Source organism: Symbiobacterium thermophilum IAM 14863, assembly GCF_000009905.1.
Classification (GTDB): Bacteria; Bacillota; Sulfobacillia; order Symbiobacteriales; family Symbiobacteriaceae; genus Symbiobacterium; species Symbiobacterium thermophilum.
The window spans coordinates 3,424,364-3,444,528 of the sequence record NC_006177.1; the positions used below are offsets into that span (position 1 = coordinate 3,424,364).

Below are 20,165 nucleotides of genomic sequence, written 5' to 3' on the forward strand. Positions count from 1 at the left end.
CCCCCTCACGCGATCCGGGCGTTGCCGCCCGACAGGGTGCGCCAGTACACCGCGTAGGTCACCGCGTAGTACAGCACGTACAGCCCCAGGTAGCCGAGGGCGATGAGCCACCCGTAGTGCAGCACCGGCCGCTGGGCCAGCGTCCCCAGGGCCTTCATGGCGAAGGTGCAGTGCATGAGACCGACGAGGAAGGGGACGAAGAAGATGATCTGCGTCTGCTGCAGCAGGACCCGGCGCATTTCGGCCTGGCTCACGCCCAGGTGCTGCAGCCGGCGGAAGTAGCGGCGATCCTCGTCGATCTCCGTAAAGAGCCTGAAGTAGAGCACGCTGCAGCTGGTGACGAAGAAGACGAGGGAGACGAACACGCCGACGAACAGGGTGAGACCCCAGCCCGAGACAGAGGCCTGGTACGCCGGGATAATGGACGTGAAATGCCTGTCGGCCGCGGCGTCGTCCGGGAACTGCAGGCTGAGCGCCTGGGCCGCGGCGGACGCCTCCCGGGTGCGCCAGGCGGCCACATCCCACATCGTCACCCGCAGCCGCCGGTCCGCCGCAGCTTCGGCGACGATCTGCTCCAGCTGGGCATCCGACACCACCAGGACGGTCCGCAGCTCCCCGGACGCGTTGACGGGCAGGCCGTTCCATTCGGGGAGGACGGAGACCGTATAGGTCCGGTCGCCCACGGTCAGCTGCTTCGGCACGGGATCCCGCTCCTCCGCCTCGGGATCCAGGTTCGTGTACGGGTAGATCAGCAGGGCGCCGCCCGTGGCGTCGGGCAGCGGCCGCACCGCATCGGGCGTGCGCCTCACGCCCGCATACAGGGAGTAAGGAGCGAGGATGACCGGGGTCTCCTCCTGCACGTACCCCCACACGGTCACCAGCTCATGCCGCGCCCAGTCGGCCACCCCGTGCCGGTGCAGCTCGGCTTCCACCACGCCGGCGGCCGAATCGGCTTGCGCCGGCTCGACCAGCTGGAACGCGTGCGGGTTGCGCATCTGCGCTTCGTGCGCGAAGACCACCAGGAGCGTGTAGATGGTGGACACCGCGGTGAGGATCACGGCGATGGCCACGGCGGTGTTGGCCAGCACCCGGGCGTTCTCCTGCAACTTGAAGCGCAGGTGGCTGATGGTGAGCAAGGGCGACGTGCGGTAGTAGAACCCCTCCCGCCGCCGCAGCCAGTTGAGCAGGGCGACGCTGCCCTCCCGCATGAGGAAGACCGTCCCCAGCGAGACCATCACCGTCACCGGGACCACCCCGAGGATGATGGCGGTGGGCCAGGGAACGCTGGCCCAGGCGTACCCGCCGACCACCAGCACCAGCCCCAGCAGGGCCTTCCACCACCGGAAGGTGGGCTCGGCCTTCGGCTTGCGTTCGGCCCGGATCAGCTCGATGACGGTGCTCCGCAGAATATCCACCATCGAGTAGAGCGAAACGAAGAGGAAGAAGCCCCCGAAGACGGACAGCGTGTGCAGCCAGACCGGAAGGCCCGCGTACACCGGCAGCGCCTCGGACCGCCCCAGGAGGACGCTGATGGCCATGAAGAACAGCCGCAGAAAGACCAGGCCGAAACCGAGGCCGATCGCCAGGGCAGCGGCTGCGATGAAAAAGCTCTCCCAGAGCACGACCGCGATCAGCTGCCCCCGTGTCACGCCCATCAGGCTCCAGAGGCCGAACTCCTTCTTGCGGGACCGGGTAAACGCCGCATTCGACGTCATCAGGAACTGAAACGTGATGCCGGCGATGACCAGCGAGGCGGCTTTGATGCCGTCCTTGACGCCCACGAGCACACCGGGGTCCCCCGCCTGCAGGTCCGGATGCAGGGCCAGGGCCGTGTAGATGAAGTAGATCATGACCGCGAAGGCGGCGCTGCCCAGGTAGGCCAGGTACCTCCCCCGGTTCCGCCAGACGTTCCTAGCCGCGATTTGCCAGAGGCTCATCCCGGCCACCTCCCATCAGCGCCAGCACGTCCAGGATCTGCTGGAAGAACGCCTCGCGGCTGTCGCCCCGGCGGATTTCGGTGTAGATCTGTCCATCGCGGATGAACTGGATCCGCCGGCAGTAGCTGGCGGCGAAGGCGTCGTGCGTGACCATCACGATGGTCACCCCGGCCATGTTGTTGAGCATCACCAGCGTCTCCATCAGGTCCTTGGCCGACCGGGAATCCAGGTTTCCGGTCGGCTCGTCGGCCAGGATGACCGCCGGCTCGTGGATGATCGCCCGGGCCGCGGCCGCCCGCTGCTGCTGGCCGCCCGAGACCTCGTACGGGTACTTGTGGAGGATGTCGCCGATCCCCAGCTGACCCGCCAGCATCCGGAGCCGCTCCTTGATGATCCGGACCGGCACCCGGTCCAGCACCAGCGGGAGGGCGATGTTTTCTCCGAGGGTCAGGCTGTCCAGCAGGTTGTAATCCTGGAAGACGAAGCCCAGCCGCCGGCGGCGGAACAGGGCCAGCTGCTCGCCCCTGAGCTGGCTCACGTCGGTGCCCTCGATCGCCACGGTTCCCGACGTCGGCCGGTCGATGGTCGCCAGCAGGTTGAGAAGGGTGGTCTTGCCGCTGCCGGAAGGTCCCATGATGCCCAGGAACTCGCCCTTCTGCACCTGGAGGGAGAGGTTGTTGAGGGCGCGGGTGGCCACCTTGCCCCTGCCCCCGTAAACCTTGGTGAGATTCTTCGCTTCGAGTACGATCACTGGAACGCAACCTCCCTGCACGGTGTGCGTCGGCGCCGCCGCCCCCGCAGGCGATGAACGGCGAGGCCGGCGCCTTGCGCTTCCCAGTGTAGCGGCGCCGGCCGGCGGTTCCCATCGATCTGGCTTGCAGGCCGCGGGACGAAGCTTACGGTTCCGTCACGTTGGCTGTAAGGCTGTCCCGCAGCCCCGCGAAGAGGGTCTGCGGCGCTGCGAAGCGCAGCCGTACCGTGGTGCCCTCCCCCGGGGCCGAGTCGAGGCTGATCCCGTGTCCCAGTTGGCTGCACACCTCCCGGGCCAGGTACAGCCCCATCCCGGTCGCCTGCGGAAAGGCCCGGCCGTTCAGCCCCGTGAAGAAGGGGTCGAAGACGCGCCCCAGGTCCTCCGGCGGGATGCCGACGCCGTTGTCGGCGATCTCCAGGACCACGTCGCCACCCTCCCGGCGCAGCCGGAAGAGCACCCGCCCCTGCTCGTCCGCCTCCGGGGGCCGGGAGGCGTACTTCAGGGCGTTGCTCACCACCTGCTCCAGCACAAGGCGCAGCCACTTGGCGTCGCTCTCCACCAGCCAGGGCCGGTCTCCCTCATCCTCCGCAACCACCTGAGGGTAGACCCGCCGCGCGATGAAGGCCCGCTTCTCGTCATTGATGACCTCCCGGACCAGCGCCAGCAGGTCGAGCCGCTCCGCGCGGAAGTCCTGTGCGAAGTCCTGCAGCCGGACGGTGTTGAGCAGCATCTGCAGCGAGTGCTGCAGCCGCTGATTCTCCTCGGCCACGCCGGCTGCCAGGGCCCGCGCCTCCTCCGGCCACTCCTCCGTGTCGGCCCGCTGCAGCAGCAGGTCGATGACGGCGACGGGGGTCTTCATGTGGTGCGCCCACTGGGTGACCAGGCTCACGTTCCGCTGCCCCCGCTCCCTCTCGGCCGCCAGCTCGCCGCTCAGCCGCCCGTACATGCGGCTCCAGGCCTCGGCCAGCAACTCCCCCTCCGCCGTCTGCGGCACCGGCAGTAGGGCCAGCTGTGCGATGGGCTCCCGACCCGTCAGCCCGGCCAGGTGGCGGTAGAAGGGGACTATCCGCTGGTATTCCCACCAGAGGTAGACGACGAGCCCCACCAGCCCCAGGAGGAAGATGTAGAGGAGGTTGACCACCTGCAGACTCGCCCCGGTGAGCATGAGGTCCAGGTGGACCACCACGAGGGACAGCGCAGCGAAGGCCACGTAGACGGCGATGTAGTTGATCCGGTCCCACAGAAACTGCCAGAAGCGCACGTCACTCCCCCCAGCCGGCGTTCAGCCGATAGCCCTGGCCCCGCTTGGTCTCGATCACCCCGGTAAGGCCCAGCTCCTCCAGCCGACGCCGGACCCGGGTCACGTTCACAGTGAGAGTATTGTCGTCCACGAACTCGGTGTCGTCCCACAGCTCCTCCAGCAGCGTCTCCCGGCCGACGATCTCCCCCGCCCGGCGCGCCAGGCACCACAGCAGCCGGAACTCCTTGGGGCTCAGCTCCACCGTCCGGTCGCCGCAGCTCACCCGGTTGGTCGCGCGGTCCAGAACCAGGGGCCCGACCCTGAGCAGGTCGGCCTCACCGGCGGCGGCATACTCGCCGTAGGCCCGGCGGATGGCCGCCTTCACCTTGGCCCGGGCCAGCTCCAGGTTGAACGGCTTGGTGATGTAGTCGTCCGCGCCGTGGTCAATCGCCCGCACCTGGTCCATCTGGTCCGAGCGGGCGGAGATGAAGAGGATCGGCACCCGGGACACGGTGCGGATCTGCCGGCACCAGTAGTAGCCGTCGTACCGGGGCAGGTTGATGTCCATGAGCACGACGTCCGGTCGGGCCGCCACAAATTCTCCCTTGATGTTGGCGTAGTCGCGCGCGAGGACGACGTCATACCCGTAGCGGACGAACTCGTCGGCCAGGATCGACGCGATCTTCTCGTCGTCCTCGACGATCAGGATGCGGAAGCGGCGTCCCTCCGTCACGGCTGCCTCTCCTCCCGCCGGAGCACCTCAGGGTTCACGGGGGTGGGCGGCTGCTTCCCCGTGAGGGCGGCCACCAGGTTCTCGGCGGCCAGGGTCGCCATCCGGGTCCGGGTCCGCACGGTCGCGGAGCCGATGTGAGGCACGGCCGTCACGTTGGGGAGCGACAGCAGCGGGTGATCGGCGGGAATGGGCTCCCGGTCGAAGACGTCCAGCCCCGCGGCGTAGATGCGCCGGTCCCGCAGGGCCTCGTACAGGGCCCGTTCGTCCACCACGGGACCCCGGGCGGCGTTGACCAGCACCGCGGTGGGCTTCATCAGGGCAAGCTCCCGGGCCCCGATAAGCCCCCGGGTCTCGGGCGTCAACGGCACCAGCACGACGACGAAGTCAGACTCCCGCAACAGGTCGTCGAGCAGCCGATAGGAAGCCCCGACCTCGGCCTCGAAGGCCGGGTTAGGCCGCCGGTTGTGGTACAGAATCCGCATGTCGAAGCCCCGGGCCCGCCGGGCCACCGCCTGGCCGATGCGGCCGGCGCCGACGATGCCCAGGGTTGCGCCGTACACGTCCTGACCGGTCATGAACATCGGCGACCAGCCCTTCCACCGCCCTTCCACGATGGTCCGCTGCCCCTCGTACAGCCGGCGGGCAGCGGCGATCATCAGGCCGAAGGCCAGGTCAGCGGTGGTCTCGGTCAGCACGCCCGGCGTGTTGGTGATCAGGATCCCGCGCGCCGTGGCCGCCGCCACGTCGATGTTGTCATAGCCCACCGCCATGTTGGCGTACACGCGGCAGCGGGGGGCCGCGTCCATGAGCGCCGCGTCGATCCGGTGGGGACCCACGACGAGGGCGCCGTCCGCCTCCTGGAGCCCACGGACCAGTTCGTCCTGCGGGACCGGCTCGTCCTCGTGGTCCCAGGTGTGCACCTCGCATGCGGTGCGCAAGATACTTAGCGCCTCGTCGGGAATCCGCCGGGTGACGAAGACACGCGGTTTCGCCATCGCTTGTGCCTCCCCGTGAGGTAGTCTCGACGGTTTATTCGCCATACCTCGCCTGGTTCCCGCCTCTGGAACTCGCAGGGAACCAGCGTCTTCAAGCGAACGTCCTATGCGAGTCCAATGGAAACACGTCCGGGAAGCGGTGAATTCGACTGTGAAGATTGGCCTGGTGAGACACTTCCGCGTAAAGCATGCCTATCCTGCGAAGCTGCTGGTGACGCCCGACGAGGTCGCCGAGTGGTTCGCGGGCTACGACAACGCCGACATTGAATACGGCCACGTCGACCTCAGCGGCGGCGACTGGCAGCACTGCTTCTGCAGCGACCTCCCCAGGGCCGTCAAGACCGCCCGGGCGATCTTCCCCGGTGAGATCATCATCCTGAAGGACCTGCGCGAGATCGAGCCGTACCCCTTCCGCGGCAACCGCATCAAGCTCCCGTTCCTGGTCTGGGCGGTGCTGGTGCGGCTGGTCTGGTACTTTAAGTCCCACCCCAACGTCGAAAGCCGGCGGGCGGTGCGGGAGCGGGTCAGGCGGGTGGTCGACCGGGTGCTGCAGTCCGACAGCGACGCCCTGGTCGTCAGCCACGCGGCCCTGATGCCGTTCCTGCGCAGCGAGCTGAAGCGGCGCGGCTTCCGGGGGCCCTGGTTCGGCCACGCAGCCAACGGACTGCTGTACGTCTTCGAACGGTAAGACGCTCCGGCGGTCGGCTGTTACGCCATGCCACGGAGCAGGGGAGGCCCCGAACGGATCAAAGCGGCTCTCCCGGCATGTAGCCGGGAGAGCCGCTAATTGCTTCGTTTGGACTTCGGATCACCGGGCAAGCGCCAGCGGCGCCCCGGCGTTGAAGTTGAAGGTCGTCTCCGCGCCCTCCGGCATCCGGCGGTGCTGCCCGTGCATCACCGCCACCAGCCGCTGGTCCCCGACCTGGATCACGTACTCGGTCACCCGGCCCAGGAACACGGCCCGCCGAACCGTCCCGGTGAAGGGGCCGTCGCCCAGCGTGACCTCCTCCGGCCGGACCGCCACCTTCACCTCCTGGCCCGCTGCAATCCCGTACGGATTGCGGACCTGCACCTTCCGGCCCAGGAGCTCGGCCTCGTCGGGACCGGTCATGCGCCCGGGGATGAGGTTCACCCCGCCGATGAAGTCCGCCACGAAGCTGTTGCGGGGCTGGAAGTAGATCTCCTCGGGCGAGCCCGCCTGCTCCACCTGGCCGCCGTTCATGATCACCACGTAATCGGAGATGGCCATCGCCTCCTCCTGGTCGTGGGTGACGTAGACGGTGGTGACGCCCAGGTTCCGCTGCAGCTCACGGATGTCCTGCCGCACCTGGATGCGCAGCTTCGCATCCAGGTTGGAGAGCGGCTCGTCGAAGAGCAGGATCTTCGGCGACATCACCAGCGCCCGGGCGAGTGCGACCCGCTGCTGCTGGCCGCCGGAGAGCTGGTTGGGCTGCCTGTCCGCCATGTTGCTGAGGCCCATCATCTCCAACTTCTCGTGAACCGCCCGCTTCAGCTCCGCCTCGGGCACCTTCCGGAGCCGCAGGCCGTAGGCGACGTTCTCAAAGACGGTAAGGTGCGGGAAGAGGGCGTAGTTCTGGAAGACCATCGCCGTTTCGCGCTTGTTGGGCGGCACATGGGTGATGGGCTTGTCGTCCAGGTAGATCTCCCCGGAGGTGGGGGTCTCCAGGCCCGCGATCATCCGGAGGATCGTCGTCTTGCCGCAGCCGGAAGGGCCGAGCAGGGTGACGAAGGCGCCCGCCGGGAAGTCCAGCGAGACATCGTTCACCGCCCGCACGGTCCGCTTCTGGGATTCGAACTCTTTCACCAGGTTCGCCAATCGCAGAGTCGAGCGCATGCCAGGCCCCTCCTACAGGTCCGTAATGCTGGTCTTAATGCCGAACAGCCGCAGGATCATGGACAGCAGGACCGTCACCGCCAGGACGATGAGGATCAGCACCACCGAGTAGGCCGAGGCGTAACCCCAACGCCCCACGTCCACCTGGTTGAGGATGGCGGTGGTCAGCAGGTTGTACTTGGCAGAGACCAGGAAGATCACCTGGGAGACCGCCGTCATCGCCCGCACGAAGCTGTACAGGAGGCCGGAGAAGAAGGCGGAGCCCATGAGCGGAAGCATCACCTTCATGAAGGTCTGCGTCGTCGTGGCGCCCATGTTGATGGAGGCCTCCTCCATCGACGGGTCGATCTGCTGCAGCGCGGCGATGCCCGAACGAATGCCGACCGGCATGTTGCGGAAGATGAAGGCGATGACCAGGATGGTCCCGGTTCCCGTCAGGACGATCGGCGGCTTGTTGAAGGCCAGGATGTAACCGATACCGATGACCGTGCCGGGGATCGCCAGGGAGAGCATCGAGACGAACTCGATGACGCTGCGGCCGAAGAACCGCTTCTTCGTCACCAGGTAGGCGATGATCATGCCCAGGAAGCCGGCGATCGGGGCCGAAATCAGGGCGAGCCGGGTGGTGTCGTAGATGGGCTTCATGCCCAGGCCCAGCACGTACTTGAAGTTGTCCAGGGTGAACGTCCAGTTGATGCCCCAGAGCTTGATGAAGGCGTTAATGGGAATCAGGGCGTACATGCCGATGACCACCAGCGTGATCAGGCTCAGCACCGTGAAGAGCGGCCAGACGACCCACGGATCCGTGATCTGCGAGCGCTCCCGGGCCGGCTTCCCGGTGACGGTCACGTACGAACGGCCTGCCAGCCAGTAGCGCTGAATCGTGAAGACCGCTACGGTGATGAAGAGCAGCAGCACGGCCACGGCAGAACCGCCCTGCAGGTCGTACCCGCCGATGGCCTGCTGGTAGATCTGCACGGCGAGCACCATGAAGTTGCCGCCGATCACCATCGGGTTGCTGAAGTCCGCCAGGGCCTGGATGAAGACCAGCAGGAACGCGTTGGCCAGTCCGGGCAGCAGCAGCGGCAGCGTGACGGTGCGGAAGACCTGCCAGCGGGAGGCCCCGGCGTTGCGGGACGCCTCCTCCAGGCTGACATCGATGTTCTGGAGAAGCCCGATCAGGGTCAGGAAGGTGACCGGGAACTCGCTGAGCACCATGACGAGCACGAGGCCGCCGAACCCGTAGATGTTGGCGTTCTCAATCCCCAGGAGAGTCCGGGTGATAAGTCCGGTCCGGCCGAACAGCAGGATGGCCGACAGAGAGACCACGAAGGGCGGGGAGACGACCGGCAGAATCGCCAGCGTCCGGAAGAGGCCCTTCAGGGGGATCTTCACGTAGGCCACGGCGTAGGCGAACAGGAAGCCGATGGCGGTGGCGATAAGGCTTACGGTGGTACAGAGTAGCAGCGTGTTGCCGAAGATCTTCACGATCCGCTCGCTGCTGATGACGTCCCAGTAGGCCTGCAAGGAGATGCCGCTGGGCGTCATGACGCTTTGCTTCAGCACCTGGAAGATCGGGTTGACGATGAAGAGCCAGAGGGCACCGGCGACCAGCAGGATGGTGACCAGCACCACGGGCTCCAAGGAGGCGCTGCGCTTGCGGCGGGCGGCGATAGAGGCCACGTGTTACACCCTCCTCGATACGTCAAGGGCCGGGCTGGAGAGCCCGGCCCTTCCGTACTGTGCTACTGCATATTGACGGCCTTGGACCACTTCTCGACGAGCTGGGTCCGGTTGGCGCCCGCCCACTGCAGGTCGTAGTCGATGATCGTGACCTCGTCCAGCGAGAACGCCTCGGGCGGATTGGTCGCCTCCACGTTGGTCAGCGACTGGTAGGAGCCGTACTTCTGGCCGAGCTCCTGCGCCTCCTTGGTCAGGGCCCAGTCGATGAAGATCTTGGCCGCCTCCTCGTCGGGAGCGCCGTTGATCAGGGCGATGCCGCCAATCTCGTAGCCGGTGCCCTCCTTCGGGAAGGTGACGTCGAGGGGCATGCCCTCCTTGGCGTACTTCACGATGTCGTGAGCGAACGAGATCCCGATGAGCACCTCGCCGCGGCCGGCCATCTGGCCCGGGGCGGTACCCGACTTGGGATACTGGGCGACCTGCTCGTGCAGCTTGGTCATGTACTCCAGGCCCTTCTCCTCACCCATCAGCTGGACGATGGTGGCCAGCAGGGTGTAGGAGGTGCCCGACGAACCGGGGTTGGCCAGGGCGATCTGGCCCTTGAACTCGGGCTTCAGCAGGTCCTCCCACGACTCAGGCGGGGTGAGCCCCTTCTCTTCCATCATCTTCGTGTTGTAGCCGAAGCCCAGGAGGCCGACGTAAATGCCGGTCCAGTAGCCCTCGGGATCCTTGAACTGATCGGGAATCTTAGCGGCGTTGGGCGAGACGTACTGCGCCAGGAGCCCCTCCTCCTTGGCCGCCACGTAGGCGTCCGCCGGACCGCCGTACCAGACGCTGGCCTGCGGGTTCTCCTTCTCGGCCCGGATCCGGGTCAGCGTCTCGCCGGAGGACATGCGCACCCATTCCACCTTGATGCCGGTCTGGGCCTCAAACTCGGCCACGGCACCCTTCACATGGTCCTCCATCATGCCGGCGTAGATCACCAGCTTCTTGGGTTCGTTCGACTTCGGGGCCTCGGATGACGCGGGCGGGTTCGAAGTCGAAGGCGTGGTCGACGGGGCCGGAGTCTGCTTCGAGCCGCAGCCGGCGAGAACCAGGAGGCTCGCGGCCAGGGTGAGAGCCAGAGTCCGCTTCCACATCATGCTTCCCTCCGTATGCGTGAGAGAGATCCTCCAAAAGTAGGAGACAGTGTAATCGTACATTCGAACGACCTTTCCGTGTATCCGTAGCCTCGCGTACACCGTGTCCGGGAATTCCCGGACACGGCTGCCGATGGTGCGGATCAGGTCAGTTTGTGCTCCAGGGCGTAGCGAACCATCTCCGACCGGGTGTAGACGCCGAGTTTCTCACAGATCCGGGTCTTGTAAGTTTCAACCGTTCGTACGCTCACGTTCAGCTGCAAAGCAATTTCCTGGTTGGTATGGCCCAGGGCCACCAGGCGGAGCACCTCCAGCTCCCGGGGGCTGAGCGGCACCGACTTGCGCTCGCCGCCCGCCTTCTCCTCCACGAGCTTGGCGGCCAGGGTGGGATAGATGTACGTCTGGCCCGAAAGCACGGCGCGGATGGCCGAGAACAGCTCCACGTCGGCTGCCTCTTTGAGGACGTAACCGCTGCCGCCCGCCTGAATCACCTGCCGCACGTAAGCGGGATCGTCGTGCATCGTCAGCACCAGCACCCGGGTCATCTCCGAAAGCTGGCGCAGGTACAGAAGGCCGTTCCCATCGGGCATGGAAAGGTCCAGGATGACCAGCTCCGGCCGCAACTCCTGCGCCTTCTGCACCGTCTCCGGCCCGCTGGACGCCTCCCCGACCACTTCGAAGTCGGGATGGCTCTCCAGCAGCATCCGCAGCCCCGTCCTGACGACCCGATGATCATCGGCGATCAAGATGCGCATCCGACTCGTCCTCCTTCTCGCGCGGGACCGCGATAAACAGGGTGGTGCCGCTTTCCGGACTGGATTCGATGGTCATGCGGCCACTCACCAGCGCCAGCCGCTCGCTGATCCCGGTCAGGCCGGTTCCCTCCCGGGGCGCGCCCGGATCGAACCCCCGGCCGTCGTCCTCGATCACCAGCCGCACGTCCGGCCCGCGCAGGTCCAGCACGATGCCGAAGTGGCGGGCCTGGCTGTGGCGGGCCACGTTGGTGAGCGCCTCCTGCGTGATCCGGTAGAGCGTTGTCTCCACCACCGGAGGGAGGCGGACGGACTCATCGCCCACCACCTGGACCGTCCCCTCGATGCCGTGGTAGCGGGCGAAGTCGCCGGCATAGCGCCGGATCGCCGCGACGAGCCCGATGTCGTCCAGCACCGCCGGGCGCAGGTCGCGGGAGAGCCGCCGCACCGACTCCAGCGTGCCGGCGGCCAGGTCGCGCAGGTACGTCACCTGACTCTGGCGCTCCGCATCCCCCTCTTCCAGGACCCGCAGACCGACGATCAGGCCGGTCAGCGCCTGGCCGACCTCGTCGTGCAGTTCCCGGGAGATCCGCGCCCGCTCCTCCTCCTGTGCCGTGAGCACCTTCTGCAGCAAGGCCTTGCGGGCGGCCTCCTTCCGGACCACCAGGGCGCGGGTGCGGGCCAGGTCCCGAACCATCTGGTTAAAGGCCTCTGCCAGGTGCCCGAACTCGTCGGCCGGGCCGGGCCGCACCCGCACGGTCAGGTCGCCCCGGCCCACCGCCTGGGCGGCGCGGACCAGCTGCGGCACCCGGACGGTCACCTTCCAGATGCCCAGGTAGCCGAGCAGGACCGCCAGCACGCAGGCCAGCGCCAGCGTCAGCATCTGCCGGCGCCGCATGTCCCGGAGCATCGCCATCAGATGCGCCTCGGACAGCCCGACCCGCACGTGCCCGGCCAGTCCGTCCACGATCAGGGCGGTCGCGTCGTGGATCACCCCTTCCTCCGAGAGGAGCCACTGCACGTCCTCGGTCCGGTCAGGAGCGGCCGGGCGCTGGGTCAGCAGATCCCGGGGAAAGCCCCCGGCAAACGTGTGGGCCACCAGCCGCCCCCGGCTGTCCAGCACGAACGCGTACCGGACGTCGGGGTTGGTGGCCTGCACGTCGGCCAGGATCTCCCGTACCTCCAACGGATTGGCCGTCAGGAGCGGGTCGGTCACCCGCAGGGCGACGTTGCGGGCGATGGAGAGCGCCCGCTTGTCCAGCTCCTCCCGCAACGTCCGGGGCAGGGTCGCCTGCAGCTGGAGAATGGAGACAAGCCCCAGCGCAATGGTGAGCGCCAGAAGCACGGAGATCAGCTTGGCCCGGATGCCGAAAACGCGCAGCCTCGGCCGGCCTGACGCCTCCTGCCGCCGCATCCTCACTTGCTCGCCTCCACCTCTTCCAGCATGAGCCTGATCGGTTCGTACCAGGCGGGATCCGGAGCGACGAAACGGTCCAGGCGCAAGCTCTGCAGCACCGCCCGTCCCTCCTCATCCTCGCCCATCTGAAGGAAGACAGACTCCAGCTGTGCGACCAGCTCGGAACCGACCGTCGGGGAGACGACCACCGGCGGCGATCCGAGCGGCTCCGATGAGCCGATGGCACGCAGCCGCCGGGCCAGGTCGGGGTCCTCAGCGACCGCCATGTCGTAGATCACGCTGTTGACGGCGGCGCCGTCCACCAGCCCGTGGTCCAGGGCCTGAATCGCCTTGTCGTCGGTGCCGGTGAAGAGCGCCCGGTCGAAGAAGCGTTCCACCGCCTCATTCAGCTCAAGCACCAGCGTCTGCGGATAAAGCCAGCCGGTGGCGGAAACCGGGTCGGTGTAGGCAAACGTGTGTCCCTTCAGGTGGGCGAATTCTTCCAGGCCGCTGTAGCGGCGCACCAGGATCAGCGAGCGGTGCGTCGGTTCGCCCTGGTACTCGGGCACCGCCAGCGCCTTCAGGCCGAAGCCGTCGGCGCCCTGCACGTACGCGAGGCTGCCCACCAGCCCGAGCTGCACCCCGCCGGTGCGCAGGAGCTCAAGCATCTCCGTCTGTGAGGAGGCGAGGACCACCTCGACGTGCCGTTCCAGCTTGCTGTTCAGGTAGTCCAGCAGCGGCCCGTAACGGAGCAGGCTCTCCCGGGGCGACATCATGGTGGCCAGGCCGACCTTCAGGACCGGTCGCGGCGAGATGCCGACTGACCCGGCCGCCAGGGTGCGGTCGAGTTGGTTCAGTCGCACCTCGGGCAACTGGGGAGCCGAAGCGCAGCCCCACAGGCTCACCACCGCTGCCAGCAACAGGACAGACAGGGGGCGCCGCACGCGCATCCACCTCCACCTACTTCGAGCCAACGGCTGATACTTCTCGTCTGGATTCTTTCGTACCTGCCGCGAATGCGGCATCAGCCGCCCGTTCAGGGCGGCAAATGGTTGGCACGTCAGGAAGAGACATGAACAGGCCCCGCAAGCAGGAAGGCCACCACGCTCGGTGCGCGGTGGCCTTGTGCCACATCCGGTCTCCCCTTCACAAGGTCAGACCCTGGTGGCCGCTGAACCCAAACAGCGCCGTGTGGGGTGCGGACGTCAGGACCATCATCTCCTGCAGCCGGGTGCGGTCCACCAGGATCACGTTGGCGGCCTCTCCCTGCTCGCGGGCCTCCTCGGTGAACTCGCCGCTGGTCACCACCATCGCCCGCTCGCAGCCGTACAGCAGCCGGGACGACTCCACGGTCATGACGGGGATCGGGTCCACCGGATCGTCGGCCCGGTGCGCCCGCACCGCGATCCGCTGCTCCGTGGTCGGATGGGTCAGCACCAGGTCGACGCCGTAGTTGCCGACCGGCGGAGTGAACTGGACGGTGAAGCCGGCGGACCGGAAGAGGTAGGCGAGGTACTGCAGGAACTCCTGACCGCTCATCTGGTCGACGGCGGCCAGGTCAGCCCCGCGAAATCGCGCCTCGGCCTTCTCCCGGCGCCATTCGCCGATCCAGTACCGGATGGAGTCGATCACCTTGTAGCAGACGAGCAGTCCGCCGAAGTAAAGAAGCAACGCCCAACGCAGTTCCCACAGCACCCGGCCGACCGGTTCGAGCCAGGCCCACACGCGCTTTCCCTCCCTACAGGCAACAAGTTTCAGCCTGTTCCATTCTAGGCATACCAATTTTGGGTTCGCTTAACTTGCCGTCAACTCCTGCTGCCGCGGGCAGGGTCGTGGCAGCACCGCCCTTCGGAGCCGCCCAGGAGATCGCTGGACGCGCGCCGAAGAGAACGCCACGGCCCCGCCGAACCCGCGGCCCGGCGGCGAGGAGGACACCCCACCGCCCGCGGGATCCCGACCGGCGGCCAGGCGATCGCCACGACGAGATCCCCACGGCGCCTGCGGGATCCACGGCCGTGCGGCACAGGAAAGGTGGGAACCCCCGATGAAAGGAGGCGGGTGGTTGGCCGGCAGTCAGTTCCTCCAGAAGGCCCGCGGAGCCTTCTACACCACCCATACCGCGGCGGAGTACATGGTGCGGTGGGCGGTACGCAGCCCCGGCGACCTCATTCTGGAACCGTGCTTCGGGGCCGGGGCCTTCCTGGGACCACTGTCGGAAGCCCTGGGGCCGGAGCGGGTGTACGGCGCCGAGATCGACGAGGCCGCATACCGCAGGGTGCTCGACCGGAGACTGCTGTGGACTGACCGGGCCTACCTGGGGGACTTCCTCCGGGCGGATCCGGGGAAACCGCCCTTCCCCCGCGCGTTTACCGCCGTCGTCGGCAACCCGCCCTACATCCGGCTCCGTAGACTGCCCAGGCAGGCGGTGGCCCGGGCGCTGCAGATCGCGGCCGCGGTCATGGGAGAGCCCATGAGCCCGAGCGGCAGCCTCTGGATGCCTTTCGTCCTGCAGTCCTGCCGGTTCCTGGCGCCCGGCGGCCGGATCGCGTTCGTCCTGCCCTATGAGCTGACCTATGTGCAGTACGCCAAGCCCCTGTGGCGGTACCTGAAGGGGCACTTCGGCGAGATGCGCTGCGTGCGGGTACACGATCGGCTCTTTCCCGACCTGTCGCAGGACGTGGTGCTGCTCCTCGCCGATCGCTTCGGGGGCGCCACCGATGTCGTCACCTTCGAGACCTACGCGGATCTGGACGCTTTGCTGGACGGCCGCCCGGACACGGCGGTCGACATTGCGGTAGACGACGTGGTGGCCGGCGGCCGCCCCTTCGTGGAGGCGCTGCTGCCGCCGGCGCTGCGGGAGCTGCTTTCGTCGCCGCGGCTGGCGGGCCGCCTCAGCCGGCTGGGGCAGCTTAGCCGCTTCGGCATCGGTTACGTGGCCGGCGACAAGCGGTTCTTCCACCTGTCTGCGGAGCAGGCCCGGGCCCGGGAAATTCCGCCGGCCCATCTGCAGCCCACCCTCACCAGCGGACGCGAACTCCGGGGAATCGGCATCTCCACCCGCTCGATCCCCCGGGAACGGCGGCTCTACCTGTACGATCCGCCGGCGGACCCGGAACACCTGACCGCAGCCGACCTGCGCTACCTGGCAGAGGGCGAGGCTGCGGGGGTCCACCTGCGCTACAAGTGCCGTATCCGCGAGCCCTGGTACAGGGTGCCCGGCCTGCACCGGCCGGACCTGCTGCTCTCCGTCTTCAGCGAGCGCCCCGTCATGGTGATGAACGAGGGCGGCTTCCTGGCCTCCAACAGCCTGCTCTGTGGTTTCGTGGCCCCCGGGATCGGCCCGGAGCAGGTGGTCGCCGCGTGGTACAACAGCCTGACCTTGCTCTCCTGCGAGACCGAGGTCCACTCCCTGGGCGGCGGCGTCCTGATCCTCATCCCCGGCGAGGCCAATAAGGTGCGGGTTCCCCGGCTGGACCGGGTACCCTCCGCTTACCTGGCTGAACTGGACCGGCTGCTGCGCCGGGCCGGCGGCTTGGACGACGCCTTCGCGCTGGGGGACGAGGTCATCCTTCAGAGTGAACTGGAACTGACCCGGAGCGAGGTCAATCTGATTCGCGATGGCGTGGAGACGCTGCGCCGGTGGCGGAGAAACAGGTGCTAGAAGAGAGGACCGTCCCCGTCCGGGACGGCCTTCTACTTTTTACTCGACCGCCTGTGAACTCGAACATCGTGATCCAGGCGTCCGATTCGAGGCGGAATGTGCACCCCACAGCCTCAGCCCACCGCACATTCCGCCTCCAACTGAAGCGTGACCTGACCAGGCTCAGAGGTTTCGAGGCGGAACGCATCTCGCCGGAGGGCCGGAGCGGCCATACGGAAAGACCTGCCGCGTCTCGGCGACAGGTGGAAACAAGGCCACAGAAACCCGAGAACACATCAAGGGCTGCAGGGTCCAGAACCCTGCAGCCCTTGTCTCATCTGGTGCCCGAGGCGGGACTCGAACCCGCACGGCCTCTGCGGCCCCAAGATTTTAAGTCTCGTGCGTCTGCCATTCCGCCACTCGGGCCCGATCGCGTTAGTTCATCTTAGCACGCGCCGGCGGCGGATTTCAACCGACCAGGGCCTGCCAGTGTGCCGGCAGGGCGCCCTTCCCGCGCTCAGTGCCCGCGCGGCACGATTGTCTGATAGACCTGCTCATCGGGCCACGTGAAGCCCAGTTGCTTCGCCTTCAGCTCCATCGACTCGTCGCTGGTGACCCGCTCCAACGTCTCGGACAGCCGCCGGTTTTTCTCCTGGAGCGCCCGCAGCTCCGACTCCACCTGCGCCTGCGCCTGCAGGGCGTGCTCCAGCTGCATCCTCGCCTCGTAGAGCTCCAGCGCCGCAAACGAGAGGACGGCGCCGACCGCGGCAATCAGCGCGCCGGTCAGCCAGTGCCGCCGCAGGGGATCTCCCCTGGCGCGCCGGCCTGGCTCGGGCGCGGTGGCCGCGGTGTCTGCCCTCCTATAGGGAGTTCTCATTCTTCATCCTCCCTGTCGGCGCTGTCAAACAGCCCCAGACTGTCGCCCGGCAGGACGATCACGACCTGGTAGCCCTTGGACTTGGCCCGGTTGTACAGGGTCGCGACGGTGCTGGGCGCGAGCGACAGGCGCTTGGCGACCTGCTCTTGCTCCAGCCCATTTCCTTCAGCACAACCACCTGGCGCTCCCGGAAGCTCAGCCGTTCGGCGCCGCGGATTTCGATGTTCACTGCACCGTCAGCCCCTGGCTACCGGATATGCACAACCTGTGGATAGGCTGTGTACATCCTGAGTACAACCTGAGTACAAGCTGTGTATGTTCTTATTACGTTCTTCTGCAGCCGTGAAACTCCTTCTGCCCGTCCAGAAACTTCACGTCTTCGGCCCGCGGAACCAGTGGCGCCACGCGCGCCGCAGGCGGCGTCTGGCCAACAGGTATCGCAGCCGGAGCCACCGGTAAGGTCCCCGCAGCCGACGCCCCAGCCACGTGCCCAGCCCGCGGCCCAGCCGCCACAGGACCGCCGCCACCGCCTGCAGGGGAAACCAGACCAGCCGCATCGCCAGCTCCCAGAGCACCTTTAGCACCCAGGCCACCGCGTGCAGCAACCGGTCCGCCAGCCAGAGCACAGCCGGGCTCGCCAGCGCGAAGTGCAGAACCAGGCCGGTCAGGAGCCCGACCAGCACGTAGAACCGGTACTCCCCCCAGTTGCCCAGGAACAGCCCGGTGCCCACCATGGCCGTCGCGGCGCCCCAGAAAAGAAGATCCCCCAGGGCCGCCAGCAGCGGCCCTGGGCGCAGGAACCGCCTGACCGCCCGGAGCAGGTCGAACAGCAGGCCGACCCCGATGCCGCTGAGCACCGTCATAAACAGCGCGTAGAACTGCAGCTCCATCCGCAGCACCGGACCGCCTCCCCGCCCCCGACTCGCTCTGCGCGCCCGCTACCGGAGCAGCCGCTCCAGGAACGACCGGCCCCGCTGCTGCCGGCCGGTCCGCTGCCTCGGGCTGGCGTACTGCAGCGCCGACACGAAGCCCGAAATCTCGAACTGGCCCTTCTCCAGGTCGAGCTGCTTGATCTGCAGTTCCTCTCCCCGGATGGTCAGCAGCCCCATCTCGGTCTCCAGGTTGACCTCTGCATCGTCGAAGCTGTCCACGGCCACCACGCCGGTGATCTGTACCCGCTCCCGATTGGCGATGCTGAGGGAGTGGGTGGCGCCCTCGTGCGTCCTCTCCTCCACCCGGATCGACCTCCTCTGCGCCCCTTGGATCTGGGGGACCCTGTCCCATCCCTATGCCGCCACCCGGGGCGTTATGTAAGAAAACGGACCGCCGGTCCGCGGTCCGTGCATTCGCTATTCGGGATCATCCTCCAGCTCCGCCAGCAGAGGGTCGGCCTTGAACTCCTCCGCGATCACCTCGTAGAGCTCCCGCGCCTCGGCGGCGCGCACGTGCTCGCGCACGGCCAGAACCCGCACCGTCAGCTGACGACGGCCGAAGTCGATGGAGATCGTGTCGCCGGGCTTCACCTCGGTGCCGGCCTTCGCCACCTTGCCGCCCACCTGCACCCGCCCGGCGTCGCAGACCTCCTTCGCCAGGGTGCGCCGCTTGATGATACGCGAGACCTTCAGGAACTTGTCGATGCGCATGCAACCGCTCCTTGCACGAAGACCGGACCCCCTTCAGGGTCCGGCCCTTACCGTCTTGACTTATACGCTCTCCTTCAGCTCCTTGCCCGGACGGAAGGCAGGCACCTTGCCCGCAGGGATCTTGATCGGCTCGCCGGTCTGCGGATTGCGCCCCGAACGGGCAGCCCGGTTCCGGACCTCGAACGTGCCGAAGCCGACGAGCGAGACCTTGTCGCCCTTCTTCAGGGCTTCCTTGATCGACTCCACAACGGCGTTCAGGGCCTTCTCCGCGTCCTTCTTGGTCAGACCGGACTTCTCGGCAACACTCGCGACCAGATCCTGCTTGTTCAAGAATCGGTCTCCCCTTTCGAGGTCAGAATTGGGTGGGTATGATTCCCGCTGAGCCGTATTCGGCGCAGGTTTCCAGAACTCCTTCCATGTCCTTTACGGCTCTCGTTATTTTCCCCCATATTTTTTCCGAAGTTCGACCCGTTTACCCTCTTCCCACAGTGCGTCCATCTCCGCCAGGCTCACGTCGGCAGGGCGAAGCCCCTTCTCCGCGAGCCTTCTTTCCACATACCGGAATCGCTGTTCGAACTTGGCGCTGGCCCGCGTCAGGGCCAGCTCGGGGTCGACCCCCAGCTTCCGGGCCAGGTTGACGGCCGCGAAGAGCAGGTCGCCCACCTCGGCTTCCCGTTCCCCGGGGGGAGCCCCCAGCACTTCGGCAAGCTCCTCCCGCACCTTCGCCGCGGGGCCCTCCGCATCCTCCCAGTCGAACCCGACCCCGGCGGCGCGCTTCTGCAGCTCGCAGGCCCGGGAGAGCGCGGGCAGGGAACGGGACACCCCGCTGAGCAAGGACTCCTCGCCCGTACCGCCCCGCTCCGCCCGCTTGATCGCGTCCCAGCGGCGGGTGACCTCCTCCGCCGTCTCGGCCGAGGCGTCGCCGAAGACGTGCGGATGGCGACGGATCAGCTTCTCGGTGATGCCGGCGACCACGTCCCGCATGTCGAACCGCCCCGCCTCCCGGGCAATCTGGGCGTGGAAGACCACCTGCAGCAGCACGTCGCCCAGCTCCTCGCACAGGTGATCCGGGTCGCCGTCGTCAATGGCCTCCACCGCCTCGTAGGCCTCTTCCAGCATGTAGCGCCTGAGCGTTTCGTGGGTCTGCTCCCGGTCCCAGGGGCAGCCGTCCGGGCCGCGCAGCCGGTCCATCACCTCCACCAGCGGGTCCAGCGGCCACCGTTCCCGCTGCGCCCGGGCCGGGGGAGCCAGGAACAGGTCTATCCGGTATTCTCCCCAGTTCTGGCCCGCCAAACCATCCAGCGGCACCTCGTGCACGCGGCCCTCGGCGCGCACCCGCACCGGGTGATCCGCCGGGTAGTACGGAAGCAGGGCCCGCTGCACCGCGCCCAGATCGCCGGGGAGGACGCCGGGGATCAGGAGCGGGAGCTCCGCCGGTCCCGCCCAGCTGCGCAGCCGGGCGGCCGGCCGCACCTCAAGCCCGTCGGCCAGATGGATGTCAAACGCACGCAGAAGATCCTCCAT

Annotated in this window: 20 protein-coding genes, 1 tRNA gene and 1 pseudogene; 2 read left to right on the top strand and 20 right to left on the bottom strand. The window is 67.4% G+C overall.

The features are described 5' to 3' along the window. Positions 1-5: 5 nt before the first annotated feature. From STH_RS15970 to STH_RS15990, 5 genes are all read right to left on the bottom strand, one after another. The gene (locus tag STH_RS15970; RefSeq protein WP_011197324.1) at positions 6-1,937 is read right to left on the bottom strand and encodes an FtsX-like permease family protein; all 1,932 of its coding nucleotides are present in this window, start codon (positions 1,935-1,937) and stop codon (positions 6-8) included. After that, positions 1,912-2,688 (bottom strand): ABC transporter ATP-binding protein, encoded by a 777-nt coding sequence (locus tag STH_RS15975; RefSeq protein ID WP_011197325.1) that lies wholly within the window; start codon positions 2,686-2,688, stop codon positions 1,912-1,914. Before STH_RS15975 ends, STH_RS15970 begins: the two co-directional genes overlap by 26 nt. A gap of 145 nt (positions 2,689-2,833) precedes the next feature. After that, positions 2,834-3,949 carry a sensor histidine kinase gene (locus tag STH_RS15980; RefSeq protein WP_011197326.1) on the bottom strand — a complete coding sequence of 372 codons (1,116 nt, stop codon included), beginning with the start codon at positions 3,947-3,949 and terminating at the stop codon, positions 2,834-2,836. Between the two features lies 1 nt (position 3,950). Beyond that, on the bottom strand, positions 3,951-4,661 hold the full coding sequence (locus tag STH_RS15985; RefSeq protein WP_011197327.1) for a response regulator transcription factor: 711 nt from the start codon (positions 4,659-4,661) through the stop codon (positions 3,951-3,953). Then, positions 4,658-5,656, bottom strand: a complete 999-nt coding sequence (locus tag STH_RS15990; protein WP_011197328.1) for a 2-hydroxyacid dehydrogenase — start codon at positions 5,654-5,656, stop codon at positions 4,658-4,660. Before STH_RS15990 ends, STH_RS15985 begins: the two co-directional genes overlap by 4 nt. A 166-nt stretch (positions 5,657-5,822) precedes the next feature. Between STH_RS15990 and STH_RS15995 the strand changes: the two genes are divergently transcribed. Next, the gene (locus STH_RS15995) at positions 5,823-6,344 is read left to right on the top strand and encodes a histidine phosphatase family protein (protein WP_197525188.1); all 522 of its coding nucleotides are present in this window, start codon (positions 5,823-5,825) and stop codon (positions 6,342-6,344) included. A gap of 120 nt (positions 6,345-6,464) precedes the next feature. Here the strand turns inward: STH_RS15995 and STH_RS16000 are convergent, their stop codons facing one another. The 7 genes from STH_RS16000 to STH_RS16030 all read right to left on the bottom strand — a co-directional run bounded on the left by STH_RS16000 (position 6,465) and on the right by STH_RS16030 (position 14,206). Then, a complete protein-coding gene (locus tag STH_RS16000; protein WP_011197330.1) occupies positions 6,465-7,511 on the bottom strand; it encodes an ABC transporter ATP-binding protein in 1,047 nt (348 codons plus the stop codon). A 12-nt stretch (positions 7,512-7,523) separates the two neighbouring features. Next, on the bottom strand, positions 7,524-9,194 hold the full coding sequence (locus tag STH_RS16005; protein ID WP_011197331.1) for an ABC transporter permease: 1,671 nt from the start codon (positions 9,192-9,194) through the stop codon (positions 7,524-7,526). Positions 9,195-9,256: 62 nt separating this feature from the next. Then, positions 9,257-10,333: an ABC transporter substrate-binding protein gene (locus STH_RS16010; protein WP_011197332.1), complete on the bottom strand. Its 1,077-nt coding sequence runs from the start codon at positions 10,331-10,333 to the stop codon at positions 9,257-9,259. A gap of 143 nt (positions 10,334-10,476) precedes the next feature. After that, the gene (locus STH_RS16015) at positions 10,477-11,088 is read right to left on the bottom strand and encodes a response regulator transcription factor (RefSeq protein ID WP_011197333.1); all 612 of its coding nucleotides are present in this window, start codon (positions 11,086-11,088) and stop codon (positions 10,477-10,479) included. Further along, entirely contained in the window at positions 11,066-12,499 is a 1,434-nt protein-coding gene (locus tag STH_RS16020; protein ID WP_011197334.1) for a HAMP domain-containing sensor histidine kinase, read from the bottom strand. The genes STH_RS16015 and STH_RS16020 overlap by 23 nt, the downstream gene beginning before the upstream one ends. A 2-nt stretch (positions 12,500-12,501) precedes the next feature. Then, the gene (phnD, locus tag STH_RS16025) at positions 12,502-13,425 is read right to left on the bottom strand and encodes a phosphate/phosphite/phosphonate ABC transporter substrate-binding protein (RefSeq protein ID WP_207635388.1); all 924 of its coding nucleotides are present in this window, start codon (positions 13,423-13,425) and stop codon (positions 12,502-12,504) included. A gap of 202 nt (positions 13,426-13,627) precedes the next feature. Next, on the bottom strand, positions 13,628-14,206 hold the full coding sequence (locus STH_RS16030) for a restriction endonuclease (RefSeq protein WP_043714392.1): 579 nt from the start codon (positions 14,204-14,206) through the stop codon (positions 13,628-13,630). 337 nt (positions 14,207-14,543) lie between these two features. Here STH_RS16030 and STH_RS16035 point away from each other — a divergent pair, with 337 nt between their 5' ends. Further along, the gene (locus STH_RS16035; protein WP_043714395.1) at positions 14,544-16,142 is read left to right on the top strand and encodes an Eco57I restriction-modification methylase domain-containing protein; all 1,599 of its coding nucleotides are present in this window, start codon (positions 14,544-14,546) and stop codon (positions 16,140-16,142) included. A gap of 318 nt (positions 16,143-16,460) precedes the next feature. Here STH_RS16035 and STH_RS16040 read toward each other — a convergent pair. The 8 genes and pseudogenes from STH_RS16040 to mazG form a co-directional block, all read right to left on the bottom strand. After that, positions 16,461-16,547 (bottom strand) — tRNA-Leu (locus STH_RS16040). Positions 16,548-16,638: 91 nt separating this feature from the next. Beyond that, positions 16,639-16,998, bottom strand: a complete 360-nt coding sequence (locus STH_RS16045; protein ID WP_011197339.1) for a septum formation initiator family protein — start codon at positions 16,996-16,998, stop codon at positions 16,639-16,641. Further along, a pseudogene (locus tag STH_RS19565) lies at positions 16,995-17,227 on the bottom strand (sigma factor-like helix-turn-helix DNA-binding protein). Before STH_RS19565 ends, STH_RS16045 begins: the two are co-directional and overlap by 4 nt. Positions 17,228-17,369: 142 nt before the next feature. Continuing rightward, positions 17,370-17,888, bottom strand: a complete 519-nt coding sequence (gene yabQ, locus STH_RS17615; RefSeq protein WP_242654639.1) for a spore cortex biosynthesis protein YabQ — start codon at positions 17,886-17,888, stop codon at positions 17,370-17,372. A gap of 48 nt (positions 17,889-17,936) precedes the next feature. Then, entirely contained in the window at positions 17,937-18,233 is a 297-nt protein-coding gene (yabP, locus tag STH_RS16055; protein ID WP_011197341.1) for a sporulation protein YabP, read from the bottom strand. A 114-nt stretch (positions 18,234-18,347) separates the two neighbouring features. Then, a complete protein-coding gene (locus STH_RS16060; protein WP_011197342.1) occupies positions 18,348-18,641 on the bottom strand; it encodes an RNA-binding S4 domain-containing protein in 294 nt (97 codons plus the stop codon). A 60-nt stretch (positions 18,642-18,701) separates the two neighbouring features. After that, complete coding sequence (locus tag STH_RS16065; protein WP_011197343.1) at positions 18,702-18,971, bottom strand: HU family DNA-binding protein; 270 nt, start codon at positions 18,969-18,971, stop codon at positions 18,702-18,704. A gap of 105 nt (positions 18,972-19,076) precedes the next feature. Next, complete coding sequence (gene mazG, locus STH_RS16070; protein WP_083766159.1) at positions 19,077-20,165, bottom strand: nucleoside triphosphate pyrophosphohydrolase; 1,089 nt, start codon at positions 20,163-20,165, stop codon at positions 19,077-19,079.

What these genes read in the sequence shown, in the direction of transcription:
- STH_RS15970 (WP_011197324.1), bottom strand. Translation starts at nt 1,937, where the DNA reads ATGAGCCTCTGGCAAATCGCGGCTAGGAACGTCTGGCGGAACCGGGGG.
- STH_RS15990 (WP_011197328.1), bottom strand. Translation starts at nt 5,656, where the DNA reads ATGGCGAAACCGCGTGTCTTCGTCACCCGGCGGATTCCCGACGAGGCG.
- STH_RS16000 (WP_011197330.1), bottom strand. Translation starts at nt 7,511, where the DNA reads ATGCGCTCGACTCTGCGATTGGCGAACCTGGTGAAAGAGTTCGAATCC.
- STH_RS16010 (WP_011197332.1), bottom strand. Translation starts at nt 10,333, where the DNA reads ATGTGGAAGCGGACTCTGGCTCTCACCCTGGCCGCGAGCCTCCTGGTT.
- STH_RS16015 (WP_011197333.1), bottom strand. Translation starts at nt 11,088, where the DNA reads ATGCGCATCTTGATCGCCGATGATCATCGGGTCGTCAGGACGGGGCTG.
- STH_RS16020 (WP_011197334.1), bottom strand. Translation starts at nt 12,499, where the DNA reads ATGCGGCGGCAGGAGGCGTCAGGCCGGCCGAGGCTGCGCGTTTTCGGC.
- STH_RS16045 (WP_011197339.1), bottom strand. Translation starts at nt 16,998, where the DNA reads ATGAGAACTCCCTATAGGAGGGCAGACACCGCGGCCACCGCGCCCGAG.
- yabQ (WP_242654639.1), bottom strand. Translation starts at nt 17,888, where the DNA reads ATGGAGCTGCAGTTCTACGCGCTGTTTATGACGGTGCTCAGCGGCATC.
- STH_RS16060 (WP_011197342.1), bottom strand. Translation starts at nt 18,641, where the DNA reads ATGCGCATCGACAAGTTCCTGAAGGTCTCGCGTATCATCAAGCGGCGC.
- mazG (WP_083766159.1), bottom strand. Translation starts at nt 20,165, where the DNA reads ATGGAGGATCTTCTGCGTGCGTTTGACATCCATCTGGCCGACGGGCTT.